13 protein-coding genes are annotated in these 17226 nt (G+C 44.1%); 7 read left to right on the top strand and 6 right to left on the bottom strand.

Annotated features, from left to right (window positions below):
* The first annotated feature begins 100 nt into the window (after nucleotides 1-100).
* The 4 genes from AC3CH4_RS17315 to AC3CH4_RS17300 all read left to right on the top strand — a co-directional run bounded on the left by AC3CH4_RS17315 (nucleotide 101) and on the right by AC3CH4_RS17300 (nucleotide 5622).
* The gene (locus AC3CH4_RS17315) at nucleotides 101-1555 is read left to right on the top strand and encodes a GntP family permease (RefSeq protein ID WP_065206676.1); all 1455 of its coding nucleotides are present in this window, start codon (nucleotides 101-103) and stop codon (nucleotides 1553-1555) included.
* A 113-nt stretch (nucleotides 1556-1668) separates the two neighbouring features.
* Nucleotides 1669-2868: a glycerate kinase gene (locus AC3CH4_RS17310; RefSeq protein ID WP_474357074.1), complete on the top strand. Its 1200-nt coding sequence runs from the start codon at nucleotides 1669-1671 to the stop codon at nucleotides 2866-2868.
* A gap of 199 nt (nucleotides 2869-3067) precedes the next feature.
* On the top strand, nucleotides 3068-4519 hold the full coding sequence (gene katE2 / locus AC3CH4_RS17305) for a catalase KatE2 (RefSeq protein WP_102339972.1): 1452 nt from the start codon (nucleotides 3068-3070) through the stop codon (nucleotides 4517-4519).
* Nucleotides 4520-4749: 230 nt separating this feature from the next.
* The gene (locus AC3CH4_RS17300; RefSeq protein ID WP_488544127.1) at nucleotides 4750-5622 is read left to right on the top strand and encodes a patatin-like phospholipase family protein; all 873 of its coding nucleotides are present in this window, start codon (nucleotides 4750-4752) and stop codon (nucleotides 5620-5622) included.
* A 120-nt stretch (nucleotides 5623-5742) separates the two neighbouring features.
* Here the strand turns inward: AC3CH4_RS17300 and AC3CH4_RS17295 are convergent, their stop codons facing one another.
* The 3 genes from AC3CH4_RS17295 to AC3CH4_RS17285 all read right to left on the bottom strand — a co-directional run bounded on the left by AC3CH4_RS17295 (nucleotide 5743) and on the right by AC3CH4_RS17285 (nucleotide 8161).
* Nucleotides 5743-6735: a 2-hydroxyacid dehydrogenase gene (locus AC3CH4_RS17295; RefSeq protein WP_052879196.1), complete on the bottom strand. Its 993-nt coding sequence runs from the start codon at nucleotides 6733-6735 to the stop codon at nucleotides 5743-5745.
* A 223-nt stretch (nucleotides 6736-6958) separates the two neighbouring features.
* A complete protein-coding gene (locus AC3CH4_RS17290; protein ID WP_146455003.1) occupies nucleotides 6959-7291 on the bottom strand; it encodes a TehB family protein in 333 nt (110 codons plus the stop codon).
* Nucleotides 7292-7357: 66 nt separating this feature from the next.
* Nucleotides 7358-8161 carry a ferredoxin--NADP reductase gene (locus AC3CH4_RS17285; protein ID WP_488544126.1) on the bottom strand — a complete coding sequence of 268 codons (804 nt, stop codon included), beginning with the start codon at nucleotides 8159-8161 and terminating at the stop codon, nucleotides 7358-7360.
* 356 nt (nucleotides 8162-8517) lie between these two features.
* Between AC3CH4_RS17285 and yihG the strand changes: the two genes are divergently transcribed.
* Complete coding sequence (gene yihG / locus AC3CH4_RS17280; RefSeq protein WP_488544125.1) at nucleotides 8518-9489, top strand: 1-acylglycerol-3-phosphate O-acyltransferase, YihG family; 972 nt, start codon at nucleotides 8518-8520, stop codon at nucleotides 9487-9489.
* Between the two features lie 152 nt (nucleotides 9490-9641).
* On the opposite strand, the gene AC3CH4_RS17275 is transcribed toward yihG, so the two are convergent.
* The 3 genes from AC3CH4_RS17275 to glgX form a co-directional block, all read right to left on the bottom strand.
* The gene (locus AC3CH4_RS17275; RefSeq protein ID WP_146455584.1) at nucleotides 9642-10364 is read right to left on the bottom strand and encodes a tRNA (adenine(22)-N(1))-methyltransferase; all 723 of its coding nucleotides are present in this window, start codon (nucleotides 10362-10364) and stop codon (nucleotides 9642-9644) included.
* A gap of 128 nt (nucleotides 10365-10492) precedes the next feature.
* Nucleotides 10493-12235, bottom strand: a complete 1743-nt coding sequence (locus tag AC3CH4_RS17270) for a sensor domain-containing diguanylate cyclase (RefSeq protein WP_488544124.1) — start codon at nucleotides 12233-12235, stop codon at nucleotides 10493-10495.
* Between the two features lie 253 nt (nucleotides 12236-12488).
* Nucleotides 12489-14462, bottom strand: a complete 1974-nt coding sequence (gene glgX / locus AC3CH4_RS17265) for a glycogen debranching protein GlgX (protein ID WP_488544123.1) — start codon at nucleotides 14460-14462, stop codon at nucleotides 12489-12491.
* A 434-nt stretch (nucleotides 14463-14896) separates the two neighbouring features.
* On the opposite strand from glgX, the gene AC3CH4_RS17260 reads away from it, so the two are divergent.
* Nucleotides 14897-16225, top strand: a complete 1329-nt coding sequence (locus AC3CH4_RS17260; RefSeq protein WP_108192280.1) for a carbohydrate porin — start codon at nucleotides 14897-14899, stop codon at nucleotides 16223-16225.
* A 77-nt stretch (nucleotides 16226-16302) separates the two neighbouring features.
* On the top strand, nucleotides 16303-17187 hold the full coding sequence (locus AC3CH4_RS17255; protein WP_488544122.1) for a MalM family protein: 885 nt from the start codon (nucleotides 16303-16305) through the stop codon (nucleotides 17185-17187).
* The last annotated feature ends 39 nt before the right edge of the window (nucleotides 17188-17226 follow it).

Genomic DNA, 17226 nt, shown 5'->3' with positions numbered 1-17226 from the left:
ACAAAAAGTCGCTGTACAACAAAGTGCAGCGGGAGGCACACCTATGTCTCTCGTTTGCAAAACCCTACACAACAAAAATAGACACAAAAAGGAATACACAATGGATGGAGCACTGATAGGCATTGTAATTGGCATTTTAGCCATGATGGGCATGATCATAAAAACAAGAATCCCAGTGGCGCTTGCTATGATTATCGCAAGCATCATCATGGGTCTGTTTGCTGGGATGGCACCCACTGAACTTATTAATGCAATCAAAGCGGGCTTTGGTGGCGTTCTTGGTGGTATTGGTTTAATTATCGCGTTTGGCGTGATTATGGGTGCATGTTTTGAGCGTTCTGGCGCTGCTGTAAGAATGGCAAAAACGTTTGTAAAGCTATGTGGTAAAGGTCGTGAAGACTTGGCACTTGGTTTCACAGGTGTACTTGTCGCTATCCCAGTATTCTGTGACTCTGCGTACATTATTTTACACTCGCTTGTTCGCGCAATTTCACGTGATACAGGTAAGTCAGCGGTAGGTTTAGGGGTGACACTGGCACTTGGCCTACTGATCACCCACGCACTTGTTCCACCAACACCGGGGCCAGTTGCTGTTGCGGGTATTCTAGGCGTTGATCTAGGTGAGTACATGATGTGGGGTTTGATGGTATCTATCCCTATGATGTTGCTTTCTATGATTTACATTCGCCGCGTGGGCAATGAATACTATCGTGTACCAAACGGTGAAACATGGATTACTAACCAAGCTGATTGGGCAAACCTAGAAAAAGTAAAAGAGACGGATGACAAAGAACTACCAAGTAACTTCTTATCATTTGGTCCAATCCTTCTTCCAATCGCCTTTATCCTAATCAACACACTTGTTGGTCAAGGTGACACTGCAATGCACAACGTTATTTCGTTGATTGGTAACCCAGTGGTGGCTGTGGGTATTGGTGTTGTTATGGCGCTATACGGTCTTACTCGCCATATTGAGCGTAAAGACATGGTTAGCTCTATGGATGATGCTCTGTCTACTACGGGGCTAATTCTTGTAGTGACTGGTTGTGGTGGCGCAATGGGGGCCGTACTTAAAGCATCAGGTGCTGGTCCTCAAGTAGCAGAAGCGATTGCAAGCAGCGGTATTCCTCCATTATTAGTTCCGCTAGCCATCGCATCAATGCTTCGCTTAATCCAAGGTTCAGCAACGGCATCAATGATGGTGGCAGCAACGATGACACTGCCTCTAGTTGAAACGTTAGGTCTAGACCCTGTGTTCGTTGCACTAGCTTGTGCGGTAGGCCCGGTTGGCTTCTCTCATTTGAACGACTCTTACTTCCATATTATCAACCGTACCTTAGGTATTACTGAACTTGCTGACCAAATCAAAATCTGGTCTGTATCTTCAACCGTAGCATGGGCAATTGGTGCAAGCATCATAATGATTCTTAACCTGGTGTTTGGTAAAGGCGGTACGCTGATCGACCCACTGATTCCAATTGCTGTTCTAGGTGCTGTATTTGTGTGGCTAAAAAGCAAAGAGAAATCACAAGTAAAGACAGCCGTTACTAACTAATACTGCTGACCTTTATATACTGCCCCTATTAAGTGATTAGCTTGCTGATCTTCAATAGGGGCATTTTTGGATCGGGCACTCATCAAACCTAATATTCTTTTGGATCTCTCAGTATGAAAATTGTTATTGCACCAGACTCGTTTAAAGAGTCTTTATCTGCCGTATCGGTGGCAGCGTGTATCGAAAAGGGCTTTCGTGAAATCTTCCCAGACGCTGAATACGTAACATTGCCTTTGGCCGATGGCGGTGAAGGGACTGTGGATGTATTGCTCCAAGGGCTTGTTGGTGAAAAGCGACATAGCCAAGTCGAAGGGCCGTTAGGGCAACCAGTCAATGCAGAATGGGCAATGCTAGAACCGTCGGATCAGAATCCTAAGAAAACGGCTTTAATTGAGATAGCCGCTGCCTCTGGTTTGGATTTACTTAAATCAGAACAGCGTAACCCGTTAATAGCTTCTTCATTTGGTACAGGGCAATTGATCTTAGAAGCCATTGAACAAGGTGCTGAGAGCATTATTTTAGGATTGGGTGGCAGTGCGACCAACGATGGTGGTGCAGGTATTGTTCAAGCGTTAGGTGGACGCTTGTTAATTAGTAAAGGGCAAGATGGCAAAGGGCAAGATAGTACTGGACAAGAGCTTGGCCGAGGTGGTGCTGCACTTGCAGAATTAGCATCAATAGATCTTACAGGTTTGGATTCGCGCTACGCAGATGTCGAGTTGATTGTGGCATGCGATGTTGATAATCCATTGTGTGGCGATAACGGTGCCAGCCATATATTCGGCCCACAAAAAGGGGCGACACCTGAACAAGTCTTACTGCTTGATAAGGCGCTAGCGAATTTTGCTCAAATCGCAGAAAAGCAAGGTTGTGTTGGTGGTGATGACCCTGTTCACAAGCGGGTGGGTTATGGCGCGGCTGGTGGCACACCGATGGGGCTTGGTTTGCTATTTAATATGCAGATCAAACCGGGTATTGAGATGGTGCTTGATGTTCTCCAAGCCGATGAAGTACTGAAAGGTGCTGACCTTGTGATCACTGGCGAAGGGCAAATGGACAACCAAACGCTACAGGGAAAAACACCTTATGGCATTGCTAAACGTGCGAGCTTACAAGGTATTCCCACCATAGGAATTGCAGGATCTTTAGGTTCTGAAGTCGAAGCCTTATATGGTGAAATGAGCAGCTTGTTTGGAACGGTACGTTCTCCTCAACCACTCAATCAGGTACTGCAAGAGGCAGAAATGAATCTAACCAGAACGGCAAGAAATATAGCAGCGACGCTCAAGCTAGGAAGAAAGATACTTAGCTAATCAGTGCATCACATCGTTGTTTCTAAGTTGGCCGATTAATAGGTTTTATAGATTATAACGATAAATACAAACGATTATATTTTATGCCATTAGAGGTCTATTCTATATCCATAGTATTTTAGGGGCTTTTGAAAGGGAGCCAGTATAAATATCAAGGTGCATTGCTATTGCTGCATCTTTGGACCTTAAGGAATAGATCATGAGTAAAAAACTAACTACAGCTGCAGGTTGTCCTGTGGCTCATAACCAGAATGTTCAAACTGCGGGTAAACGCGGTCCTCAACTTCTTCAAGATGTTTGGTTTTTAGAAAAAATGGCGCATTTTGACCGCGAAGTGATTCCAGAGCGTCGTATGCACGCGAAAGGTTCAGGCGCTTACGGTACATTTACTGTTACACACGACATCACAAAGTACACCAAGGCAAAGCTGTTTTCTGAAATAGGCAAAAAGACCGACCTATTTGCTCGTTTTACAACGGTTGCCGGTGAGCGCGGCGCCGCTGATGCTGAGCGTGATATCCGTGGCTTTGCATTGAAGTTTTATACTGAAGAAGGTAACTGGGACATGGTGGGTAACAACACCCCAGTATTCTTCCTTCGTGATCCTCTTAAGTTCCCAGATCTAAACCATGCGGTTAAGCGTGACCCGCGCACCAACATGCGCAGTGCAAAGAACAACTGGGATTTCTGGACTTCTCTACCTGAAGCGCTTCACCAAATCACCATCGTAATGAGTGACCGTGGTATCCCTGCTACTTACCGCCACATGCACGGTTTTGGTAGCCACACGTTCAGCTTTATTAACGCAGACAACGAGCGTTTCTGGGTGAAATTCCACTTCAAATCTCAGCAAGGCATTAAGAACTTATCTGATGCAGAAGCCGGACAATTGATCGGTAATGATCGCGAGAGCCACCAACGTGATTTATTAGACAGCATCGACAACCAAGATTTCCCGAAATGGACGTTGAAAGTACAAGTGATGCCAGAAGCAGACGCAGCGAAAGTGTCTTACAACCCATTCGATTTGACTAAGATCTGGCCACACGCGGATTACCCATTAATTGAGGTAGGTGAGTTTGAATTGAACCGTAACCCGCAAAACTTCTTCGCAGAAGTAGAGCAGTCGGCATTCAACCCGGCGAACGTAGTTCCGGGTATTAGCTTCTCGCCAGACAAAATGCTACAAGGTCGTTTGTTTGCTTATGGTGATGCGCAGCGTTACCGTTTGGGTGTTAACCATCAGCATATCCCAGTGAACGCACCTCGTTGTCCTGTACACAGCTACCACCGTGATGGTGCGATGCGTGTCGATGGTAACTTTGGCAGCACATTAGGCTATGAGCCAAACAACGAAGGCCAATGGGCAGAGCAACCAGACTTTGCTGAACCAGCATTGAACCTAGATGGCGCAGCGGCACACTGGGATCACCGCGAAGATGAAGATTACTTCTCGCAACCAGGTGACTTGTTCCGTCTAATGACACCAGAGAAGCAAGCGATTCTGTTTGATAACACTGCTCGTAACCTAGGCGGCGTGCCAAAAGAGATTCAACTGCGTCACCTAAGACACTGTTACAAAGCTGACCCTGCATACGGTGAAGGCATTGGTAAATTGCTTGAAATCGATGTGAGCGAATTTAAGTCGTAATCAATAAATTTGATTAGTTAAATGAAAGGCCGTTGAGTGAATCACTCAACGGCCTTTTTTGATCATGCTGTGTATTAGGTGAGTCATGTAAGTAGTACCAATTACTTGAAAATTAGCACTATTTCTATTGATAGTTTTTGCCTATCGAATTGATAAACACATCCCATTATCTTTATAAAATGGACGGGATTATCCTACGTCTATCAGTTTATAAAGTAATAGAGTTTGAGATGAGTAAAAGCGCATTAATCGTTGAAGGTGGGGCTATGAGAGGCATCTTCGCTGCCGGAGTGTTGGACGCCTTTATGCAAGACGACTTCCGTCCTTATGATTTTGCCATTGGTGTATCTGCGGGTGTGTCGAATTTGGTTGGTTACTTATCTCAAGCACCAAAACGCAGCTATAACGTGATTACTACCATGGCGACCGACAAAACCTTCTTTAATCCAACTCGCTTTGCTAAAGGTGGCAATTTGGTCGACGTTAAGTGGTTGTGGGATGAATCTAACCAACGTTATCCGCTCGATTGCGGTGAGCTGTTCTCAAGTGTTCCCTTAGTTGCTGCTGTAACGAACGTCGATACTGGCAGTGCGGATTACTATCATATCAAGCCTGAAAACCTTTCTAATGTGGTTGAAGCGACAACGGCGCTACCGATTGCTTATCGTGAAACACCGTGCTTCTCTGGCGGCTGTTATACCGATGGTGGCGTGGCTGATTCGATTCCAGTGCGTGAAGCATACCGACGTGGTGCACGCGATATTACTGTGATTCTATCCCACCCACTTAGCTACCGAATGAAGCCGCAGAAGTATCAGTGGATGCTGAAAAAGCTGTTAAAGAAATTCCCAAATATTGCGGAGTCGATGGCGGTGCGTGCTGAAAACTACAACCAATCTTTGGAGTTTATTCGTAATCCTCCAAAAGATGCGACCATCAAGGTGATTGCGCCACCAGAAGCGTTTGAGGTGAAGCGACTCACTATGGATCAAAGTATCTTGGATGCAGGTTATGAGATGGGCGTGAAGGCTGGTGCAGAACATCTGGCCATTCGCAAAGGCGTTTATGGTTTGGATGTCGAGGATTGTCATTTCTGCGTCTAGGAACTGTTTTTGAATACTAGATAAACGAAAAAGCCACGCTGTTCACTTAGGAATAGCGTGGCTTTGTATTTGTGGAGCTAGTTTGTTTTTAACTCAGTCTGCTATTAACTCAATTTGTTGTTAAACCAGTTCGTTGCCGCTGGTGTTGCCTGCAAAGAAAGCATCAACGCTGGTTAGAGTTGTATTGGCAATGTTGAACAGAGCATCTTTAGTTAAGAAGGCTTGGTGACCGGTGAACAACACGTTGTGACAAGCGGATAGGCGACGGAATACGTCATCGACAATCACATCGTTAGATTTATCTTGGAAGAATAGCTCTTTCTCGTTGTCATAAACATCAAGGCCAAGCGCACCAATCTTGCTCTGTTTCAGCGCTTCAATTGCGGCTGTCGAATCAAGCAGTTCACCGCGACTGGTGTTGACGATCATCACGCCATCTTTCATTTTGCCAAATGCCGTTGCATCCAACAGGTGGTAGTTCTCTTTACTCATTGGGCAATGCAGAGAAATCACGTCAGATTCTTGGTAAAGCTCATCGAGCTCTACGTATTTAGCACCCAGTTCTTTTGCCAAAGGATTTGGGTACGGGTCGTAGCACAAGATGTTCATGCCTAAACCTTTCAGAATACGCATCGTCGCTAAGCCAATCTTTCCTGAACCAATTACACCAACGGTTTTACCGTGGAAGTTGAAGCCAACTAGTCCCTCAAGAGAGAAGTTCGCATCACGAGTACGTTGGTATGCTTTGTGTAACTTGCGGTTCAAACACATCATCATACCGACGGTGTGTTCTGCTACAGACTCGGGAGAATAAGCAGGGACACGAACGACTTGCAGACCAAACTCTTTGGCTGCGTCTAAGTCGACTTTATCAAAGCCCGCGCAGCGCATCGCAATCAGCTTAGTGCCGCCTTTTGCTAGAATCTCTAGCACATCTCGCGATAGGTCATCGTTTACAAACGCACAAACGACTTCGTTGTCGTGCGCCATTTTTGCTGTTGTTGTAGTGAGTCGAAAATCGTGAAAATGGAACTCGGCGTTGAGTTCGCCTTTTGCAAGTTCAAATGATTTTTCGTCGTATGATTTTGAGCTAAAAAAAGCAATGTTGAGCATGGCTTCCTCTCTTACCTAAAATATAAATAATCCACTTATTCATTATCTGAAACGGGATTAAAACTAATAACTTTGTCCAGTGTGCTAGAGTTTTTTTGTCTTGTCTATCACCATTAGTCACTGTAATTACTATGGTTATTTGATCTTCTATCATCACTTCTTGAACATTAAAAATCACACTACGAAGTAGCTTGCTTATAAGTTCATCAATATTGAATGGATCTTACTTTCGGGTGTTGAACATCTTCTTGGTCTCTTTTTCTGACCAGAAGTTAATGTTGAATTGCGCGTCGTCACTCAGCTCTACTCGATGCCAATATTGAGGTGGACTTGTGGCAAATTGCCCTGCTTGGATCGTGATAACATTTTCTGGTTCCGTTGCGTCTGCACCGGCAAAACCGTAGAAAGTGACGGTACCTTCCATTACGCAGATCTGGCCGAATACACCTTCTGCGGTGTTGTGATGATTGAGAAGCGCAGCCGGTATGTTGTCTTTGGTGAAAAATGGCGTTGAACGTTGAATTTTCCAGTGTGACGGAATACGTAAATGACTCATATGAAACCTCTTATCTGCCTGTATTTTGAATACAAGCTTTAGCTTTGATTGAATTGGTGACCGTGATTACCAGTAGTTTTCACTGCTGAATTGGCCGGGCTTTCGGCGTAAGTGCTTCTCGAAACCTAAGCTGGTTAGTGCTTCACTTGTGTCGCGAACCATTTGCGGATTGCCACAAAGGTAGAAAAAACTGCGGGTTTGATTGAAAGCGACAGACGTGGTTTGCTCAAGGTCGCCTCCAAGTAACAAGCTTGGGATTCGTCCGCGCAAAGTTCCGGTGACTGATTCTCTAGAAATAATTGGCACATATTGTAGTTTCCCTTGGAAGTGATTAACGAGTTGAGCGATACGGTCTCGATAAGTCAGGTCTTGTTCTGTTCTTACGGCATGAACCAGTACAAGGTTCTTGAATGACATTACTTTTTCGACATCTGAGCCATTTTGCTGCTGTATTTGCATACTTTCGAGCATAGAGATAAATGGACCAACCGCGGTTCCTGTCGATAGCATCCATAGATCGTCTGCGATCTCAGGGATCTCATCTAATGTCATAAATCCACTAGGGTCTTTGCCGACAAATATGTCATCGCCGACCTTCAACTCATGAAGTTGAGGAGAGAGCTGGCCGTTTTGATCCTTAACAATCAAAAACTCTAAATGCTGATGACCTTTTGTGTGTTCTGGCGCATTCACCATTGAATAAGCGCGTCGAACAAACTCATCTTCACTGTTGAGTAAACCCAACTTTGTGAATTGACCCGCTTGGTAGGGTGAGACTGGTGCACTGACTTGAAGCGAGAACAATTGATCGGTCCATTCTGTCTTGTGTGTTACTTTTCCTGTTACCAAACCATGAGGAATATCTGTCATATCATCACCTTTATGTAGAGAAGTTATCTCATTAAGGATACTCAACTATCTTACTTTTTGGAGTTGCATGTACCATGCCAATAATGAGAATGCTTATCAATACTAAATTGTTAAGAGGGATTACTTTTAATGGAGTCAAAAATACACACTTATAATTGAGTCTTAATGACTTCTTGTGGTCTTTTTTGTTCTTGTTGAGAGTTGGATCTTGGTGGCTTTGCTATGGCTAATTTTTGAATTGAGCTTGATCAATCTCAATGAGTGGTTTGACCCTTGAACGATTCCACCAATAACTGAAGAGAATAATTTACAGATGAGTATAATGTCGGCTTTCGATCTCAATATAGCCGTGTTTTATGCTTGATAATCTTCGTATGGTCTTGAACGTATTGTTCGTGACTATCAATACCGCAATGACTGCGTTTACCGTGAGCTTCTTTGGCCTCATCAAACTGATTCTTCCAATCTCTATTGTTCAAAAGTCATGTACTCGTTTAGCGAATTTCACGTTTTGGTGTTGGGCTTCGCTTAACCTTTGGATGTTGAATGTGAATAACGATATCGAGTGGCAAGTCGAAGGAGGGGAAGATATCTCGACTAAGCAGTGGTACCTGATGATGTCGAATCACCTGAGCTGGGCGGATATCGTGATTTTGTCTTCAATCTTGAAAGACAAGATGCCAATGACTAAGTTCTTCCTCAAGCACGAACTGTTGTATGTTCCCTTTGTTGGATTGGCCTGCTGGGGCTTGGATATGCCGTTCATGAGACGCCACTCGCGTGAGTTTTTGATTCGTAACCCTGAGCGCCGTAATGATGACTTCGACGCAATCAACAAGGCATGCACTAAGTTCAAATGGGCACCAACAACATTGGTCAACTTTGTCGAAGGGACACGTGCCAATCACGAGAAACTGGCGACAGCGAAAACACCGTATCGACATCTACTCAAGCCAAAAACCGGCGGTGTGGCGTTTGCTCTGTCTGCAATGGGCCCAATCCTAGATGGTATCGTCGATGTTACTTTGGCTTACCCAGAGAATCAGACTTCTCCGTTTGAAGACATGCTGAAAGGTAAGATGAAGAAGGTGGTCGTGCGTATTAAATTGCATCCGATGGATGAGAACGTGAACGGCAATTACTTTGAAGACAAAGCGTTTAAGCGTCGTTTCCACAGTTGGTTGAACAACACGTGGAAAGAGAAAGACGAGTATCTCGATACGGTTTATGCTCTTGATACGGTTGATACGGTTGATGCGGTTGATGCGGTTGATGCGGTTGATGCGGTTGATGCGGTTGATGCGGTTCATAAGAAGCAAGCGCAGTAAGATCAAACCAAACAAATAGCATCAAAAAAGCCGATAGTTCATTGAACTGTCGGCTTTTTTATTGAATCTGCTGTATGGGCTTTGAACAATGAAGTTAGTGCTTACTATGTTCTTAACTCTTTAAAGTGAATACGCTCAAAGTGAGTACAAAGCTAAATCGCTTGGTAAGCATCGATGATGTGTTTCACTTGGCTCGGTTTGCCTTGCTTCTCTTGCCCTTGATGGATGCGTAAGTAATGCTGCAATGTTTTGGCTTTGTATTGCTGTGATACTTTCATTTGTTCATCACAGCTTGGTGCCCAGATCTTGTCACCGACGTTTGATATCTCGTTAACGTTTTGGCTCTTTTCAGCATCACCTTGGTTATTACTAATCAATAAAATTTCGTAGTAACGACGGTTCTCTTCAATCAACACTTCGTCAATCAGGCCGAGCTTGAGCGCTTTTAAATGACTTCTTAGCTCGAACTGCTGATGGACTGGGCAAAGCAAAAAATCGATATCTTTGTCTGGATGTTGGCGATGAATGTCGTCGACGAGCTTCTGCGTGAGATCGCCACCGACGCCCGCGATAATAACCAGGTGTTTACCAGTATGTTTCTGGAGCGGAATAGCAGCGACATCCATGCAGTAAACTTGCCATCGGCTGGTAACCGTTTGTTGGTCTGAATTATCTTGGGGAAAGTAACGAGTTAGCTTGTCTTCCAGTTCATTCATCAGAGACGGGACAATATCGACAAAGTGAATCTGAGGCGCTCTATTATCCGACAACAGTTGAACGCCCAAAAATCCATGATCGCAGCAGCAGTCCCAAATATGTTGGTAGTCATTGTTGACAAGGGAGTGGAGAGTTTGCAGTCGGTTACTTAGCTTCATAAGGTTCGTGTCGTTAGAAAGGGAATATTGTCGTGTCGAAGGCGCATTGTAATGACTTTCCATAAAAACAAAAGCACCTAGGGTGTGAATCCTAGGTGCTTTGTGTGCACATACGAATCTGCGGCGTGTTATGAAGCTTGCGCGACAGCTCTTATATGTCCTTCCACTCGGTTCTTTCCGAGCTGCTGAGCGATGAGTTTCGCCTGTTCTGCAAGCGCTAAAGCCGAATCTGTTTCACCTACTATTTGCGAGAATCCGACGCTGACACCTAATGATAACGTGATATCTGGTGTGGTAACGGCTTGATCACTAACTCCAATTCGACATTGGTCGAGCTGGAATTTGGCATCCTTCACATCATTTGCTTTGAACAATACAGCGAACTCCTTGCCTCCAATACGTGCAAGACAAAGCCCTTTAGGCTTAGGGAAGTATGAGCGTATCGCTTCTGCAGTCAGCTTGATCATCTTGTCACCGACCGCTTCACCATAGGCGCGATTAACGTGGTCAAAGTTATCGATGTCGAGCAGAGCAACATAGGTATCTGGCTCGTCGGCGTAGTTTTCCAGTGCGATATTGAAACTGCTTTTGTTGTCCAACTGAGTCATCAGATCTTTACTGCTCAATTGATGGTGGAGCAGTAAGTTAGACAGCGAGACCTCAGTGTAATCTCTGATCATACGCAGAATACTCTGGCTGATCGGTAAGTTCGCGTTCACATAAAGCACTGCGACCAACTGTTTGCGAGAGTGCAAAGGAATGCAGTAGTGACGTTGGTGTATTTTGAGTTTACATGCCAGCGGATCAGCGTACTTACCACTTCGATAAGCCATGGTGTCTGGTGTAAATCGTTCTGCAAGGGCCTTGTCACAATGTACCGTTGATTTGTTTCCGTGATAGTCGATGGTACTGAATGTGTGGTTTTCAGGCTGATAGAGACAGAATTGAATGCCTTTTTGGTAAGTAAAGCTAGCCAGTATGGATTTCAACTCTCGTTTAAAGCTTACGAGGTCATCGACCTTATTCAGTTGAGATAAAGATACGTTCAAGCGATAAGACAAATAGTTTGCCCCAACCCACAACAGAATCAGAGAACCAAGTACGACACCAGTTAATGTGAATTGATATGAGCTGGTTAGGATATCATGACGATCGGTACCTGCGATGAACACCCAGTTCAAGCTATTGTCAGCGTCAAATACCGATATTTTGAAGTTATCTTGATAGTAGTATTCGTGTTTACCGACGGTTTCGCCTTGCGAGAGTTGGTGGCTTATTCCAGCGTGGTAGCTGATAGATTTAGAGCCGATACGTTTCGGATTAGGGTGAAAGACAAGTCGTTCTGTTGCTCGATCAACCACAAACACATAGCCGTGATTAAGCGTTTTTAAGTCTCTTAATCCTTGGGTTGTGTGCAATAGATCAAACTCAATCCATATCTCTTCGTTCAATCTTTCCGCTGTATGTTTTACCGCGAATACCCAACGACCATCGGGCTTTTGATAAATAGAAGAGATATAAAAATCGTCAACAACACTGTCTATTGGGTTCCATTTGATGGAGCCAACTTGTTCATTGGAAATAGGTAAGCCACGACTTGATATATATTGTTGGGTTTTAGGTTGGTATCGAATGATATCGGAGAAGTTAGGTGTTCTTTTTAGAATGTTATCACTCAGTTCTCTGAATTTTCGGTCACCGATTGGAGCCGTTTGAGGTAAGCCTAGACTGGTTTCTAGAAAATAGAGCTTGCCAAATGTGGCTTCGATGTTGGAACGAATCGTGGAGCTTGCGATTCGAATATTTGATGATGATTGTTCGGTTGCTGCTGTTTCTACTTTTTCAAGTTGAGCCACAGCAAGATAGAGCATCCCTCCAGTTAATAAAATAATGTATGGTTTAAAAAGCCGAATTAATGTTTTAGGTAAAGCCATGATATCCAAAGACGTTATAGATTCATTTTTATAGTACGGCCATACTAAACAGTTTTTGTAATCACATCAATGCAAATGATTCCATATAAATGAATGACTTTTCTGATATTCGGCTAACAAAAAAGCCAGTCATAAACATAACTGGCTCCTATGGTTTCTGGTGGTTTATTAAGCTGGCTTAGCTTTTAACTTAAATCAAATCAGTCTTGTCTGGCGAATAGTGCAGAATCGCCATTGAAGCTGGAGATAACAGCATTTCACCTTCAGCATGACCTGGTTTTACATTTCTTAGGTTAGTATCGCAGATAGTCACCCAGTTTTGCTCACGGTCACTAGGTAAAGAAAAACGCGCAGGTGCGTTGGTTTGGTTGATCAGATAGATCAACTCGTCACCATCTTTACCAATACCTAAATGCAACGCAACCGAGCTTAAACGGTTCCAATCATCATGCTCCATGAGAGTGCCATCGACACGGCTCCAGAAGATGCGGTTAGAGTTACGCTTTTCGCCACTGAATGCCTTAATAAAAGGCACCATGTATTGCTGACGTGCGGATATCATCTCAGACAGCCAAGTCTTGAAGTAAGTCTTACGCTCAGAATCTTCCCAGTTCAGCCAGCTGGTTACGCCGTCTTGGCAGTAAGCGTTGTTGTTACCCTTTTGAGTATGAGATAACACATCAGCCGTCAGAATATGCGGAATACCAAAGGCGAACAGCAGGCTTGCCATGAAGTTACGCTTCTGCTTTTCACGTGTTGCGACGACCAATAGGTTTTCGGTTTCGCCTTCAACGCCATAGTTTTCAGAGCGATTGTCGCCGTGCCCATCGCGATTGTTCTCACCATTTTCTTCATTATGCTTGTGCTTGTAAGAAACAAGATCCTGCATGGTGAAGCCGTCATGGTAAGTGATGTAGTTGACGGTCAATTTGTACGGCCAGTGCGCTGCACTGTAGATATCACGCGATCCCATCAAGCGAGTTGCAAACTCTTTCAGATAGCCTTGATCACCGCGCCAGAAGCTGCGTGTAATGTCTCTGAGCTTGTCGTTACACTCATTCCAACCTAAAGGAAAATTACCAACTTGGTAGCCATTCGGGCCGATGTCCCAAGGTTCCGCAATTAACTTGGTTTCTTTAAGTACAGGATCTTGAGCAACGGCTTTGAAGAAAGCGGCCTCAGGATTGTAATTATCGCCTTCACGGCCTAGCGTTGCTGCTAAATCAAAGCGGAAGCCATCAACTTTAAACTCATTAACCCAATAGCGAAGCGTATCCATCACTAAGTTGAGTGCTGGCTGGTGGGTTAGGTCGACCGTATTACCGCAACCAGTAAAGTTCGCATAATGACAACCATGTTTAATGTAGTAGCGACTATCCAGTGCTTTTAGGTTGAAGGTAGTTCCACCTTCACCGCCTTCTGCTGTGTGGTTGTACACGACGTCTAGAATGACCTCGATGCCATTACGGTGCAGTTCGCGAATCGCAGTTTTGAGCTCATTCACGGCGTCCTTTTCGGCGTAGCGTGGGTCAGGCACCATGAATAAGTATGGGTTGTAACCCCAATAGTTCACTTTCCCCATATCTAGTAGGTGAGGCTCATGCATGCATGCAGCAATAGGTAAAAGTTGTAGAGAGTTGATATTTTGCTGTTTGTAGAACGCGAGCATTTCAGGGCTAACTAACCCTAAGTAACGGCCTTTAGTATGGGGCGCGACTTCAGGGTGAAGCTTAGATAGGCCTTTTACATGGGTTTCGAAAAGAACGGTCTCTTCTCGGCTAATACGCGGCTTGTCTACATCTTGCCAATCGAAAGTGTCATCAATAACAACACATTTCGCCATCGAAAAGCTTTTTTCATTGGTATACGGCGTGACGTAATCGAGCGGTTCGCTGATTGCTTTAGCGTAAGGGTCTGAAAGTAGGATTGGACCATTTTCAGTTTCAGCAATGAAGCCGTATTTTTGTCCTGCTTTTATACCGTCGATAAACACATATCTGATATCAGCGTATTCATTTTCCAACTTATAAGTGGTGAACTCATCGTTCTCGTCAAAGAGTGCGAGGGAAAGTGATTTACAGTCAGGAGAAAAAATTGAGAAGTTGCAGCCAGTGTTACCTAGCGTTGCGCCTAGCGGATAAGGGCGAGCGAGCGTTCTAGTCATTGCTTGATTTCTTGTTCGTTTATCGACATCAGTGAACTATAAGTAAAAAGCTTTGTCACAGTAAGGTCAAGCAACTTCACAGAATAATTATTGTTAAAAAAATAATTTACCGATTAGGTTCAAATTATATATTTGAAGTAGATCTCACTTAAGGTGAATAATTAGATCTGTGTGCTGCCTACTCCTCCTAGATTAAGTGATCTAACTCCTGTAAACACCGTTCCGTATAATTTCTACTCCCTTCTCATCCCCCTTAATTTAGTTCAGGGCGGAGGAAGTCAAACTTGTCATCCCCTCTTAATATTGGCTCCGTTGAAACGAATCAGGGGCAACCCTAAACCTCTCTATCTTACGTCCGCCATAACTGCCTTTGGTTGTCGCAAGAGAGCAAAAATATAAAACCTAATAATAAATCGTCCTTAATGGAGTTAAGAATGAAAAAAGTAAGTTTGATTGCTGCAGCGGTGACTACTGCACTTATGGCTGGTTCTGCATTTGCTGAGAATGAAGTTGCACTGGATGTAACAAGCGGTGACTCTGCAATGGAAGTAGAGGTGAAAAACCCTACTGATGTTATCGCTGACGGTTGGGAAGTGCATGGTTATATGTCTTCCAACGTTCGTGTAGTAGATGGTAAAACAGTAGACACTGAATTTGGTAAGCCAGATTACAAAACGGCTGGTACTCACGGTAAGAGTACAAACCAAGTTGAGTTTGTAGTTAAGAAGCACTCTGAATACCAAAATGGTGTTTGGGCTGACTACGTTCTACGTACTGAGTATGGTAATGGTAACTCTTACGCTTACTCTTCATCCGGTAGCCAAAAAGATAACACCACAGCACAATTTGAAGTAAAAGAAGCATATGTTGAGTTAGGTGGTATTCTAGGTGACGACACTTCAATCTGGGGTGGTCAACGCTTCTTAAACCGTGCTGCAGGTATTTTGTCTGGTGAGTTCTGGAAACAATCATCTGGTATCGGTGCAGGTATTCAAACTAAGTTAGGTGGCAACACAGCTGGTATCGCATATGTAATGGCTGACCCTGATGCTGGTTCTTCAACTCCAGGTGCAGAGCGCACTACTGCTTCTTCTGTAGACTTATATTACTACGGAGTAGATGCAGGTATTGGCTCTCTAGACTTTGATTTGAAATACGGTCAGAAAGTTGTAAACGGCGATGAAAACGAAGACGGTATCGGTGCATCTGTAACGCTTAATACAAGCTACTACGGCCTAGACGGTTGGACACAAAACGCGATTGCATACGGTACTGGTGTAATGCAAAACCGTGGTGTTAACTTCGGTGGCTGGTCTGGCGGTAATGATGATGCCGAGTCTCTATTCTTGACTTCTTACGGTGTGCTAAACATCTCAGAAAGATGGCAGCTTGGTACAGAAGCGACATATATCACAGCTCTTGACGAACTTTGGGGCGCTAAAGGTCTAACACGTTATATTGTTGCAGCTCGTCCTTCTTACAAACTGAATGACAACATTCGTCTAGAAGCAACAGCTTCTTACGGTCACGAAGAAGGTGATGAAGGTTACTGGGGTCGTACAGGTGACGATGTAGAAAGTAACATCATTAACTTAGAGATTGCTACAGCATTTACGGCAAACTCAGATTACTTCGGTCGTCCACAGGTAAAACCTTACATCAGCTACATCAAAGCTGATGACGATGCAAGTGCTAAGCAAATTGGTATCGAAAGCGGTAATGACCAGTTTGTATTCGGTGTGCACACTGAAATTTGGTTCTAAACCATTTACAGTATAAGGCAGCCAATTGGCTGCCTTTTTCCGTTTCCCCCAAACAACCAATAGTAAGAGAGATTAAAATGACAAATAAAAGCTCTATGTTAGCCGTGGTACTAGGTGCCTTGCTAAGCGGTTGTGCTTCAGATGCTCAGGTTCAAACTAAATTAGATGCACCTACTAATGCAGAAGTATGCTGCAGCGATTTTTCGCAATTCCCATACGCTCGATTAAATAACAATGAAGATTTAAAATTTGATATCGACTTGGGTTCACCTGTCGGTACATTTACGACCGGTAATAGCCACTTTGCAGCGTTCAAGTTCAGCGAACGCTCAGGTGAGATGGTAGTTAAGCTATCCAGTTTGATGATCGATGATTCGGTTTTTGCTCCAGAAGCTATACTTCTCGATGAGAACTTTAAGCCATTGCAAACATTGAAGTTTGAAGACTTTAAAGTTCAGGCATCCGATGCGTTTACACGCACTAGTTACATTGAACGCTTACGTGTTGATGCAAGTAAAACACCTTACATCATTATCTACACACCAGCTGATGAGCTAGGAAAAGCGATTAAAGTTGATCATCCTGCGAAAGTTCGTGCGAAAGAGTTTGGTGAAGTGATGCCTATGGTCACCGATCCTGTATACACCAATCAACTAGGTGGTCGTCTAGAGTTAGAAGTAGAAACTCTAAAGCTTCGCCCTTACCGTGCTAAACCTGCTGTAGTACCAGTGGCTGCTGTTGCGGCACCTGTCGCTCTGGCAACGACTACAGCAGTAGCACCGAAGAAAGCAGACACGCAGATACGTGTGCAGCAAGAGACAAAAGACTTCTATTTGTCCGCTATACAAAATTCGGTGAAATCGGGTGACATACCGAAAGCTTTAGGTTTGCTAGATGAAGCGAAGGCACTTAATGTTGAAGGCGCACAAGAAGCTTTTGTGCGAGCCGTCAACGCAAAATAGCTTGTTAGCTTAATAACGTAATAGATTAGTAGGCTGAAT

The organism is Vibrio sp. QJM3NY_26 (assembly GCF_057786005.1).
The sequence above is the reverse complement of the archived record's forward strand: the minus strand, read 5'-3'. Positions and strand labels throughout refer to the sequence as shown.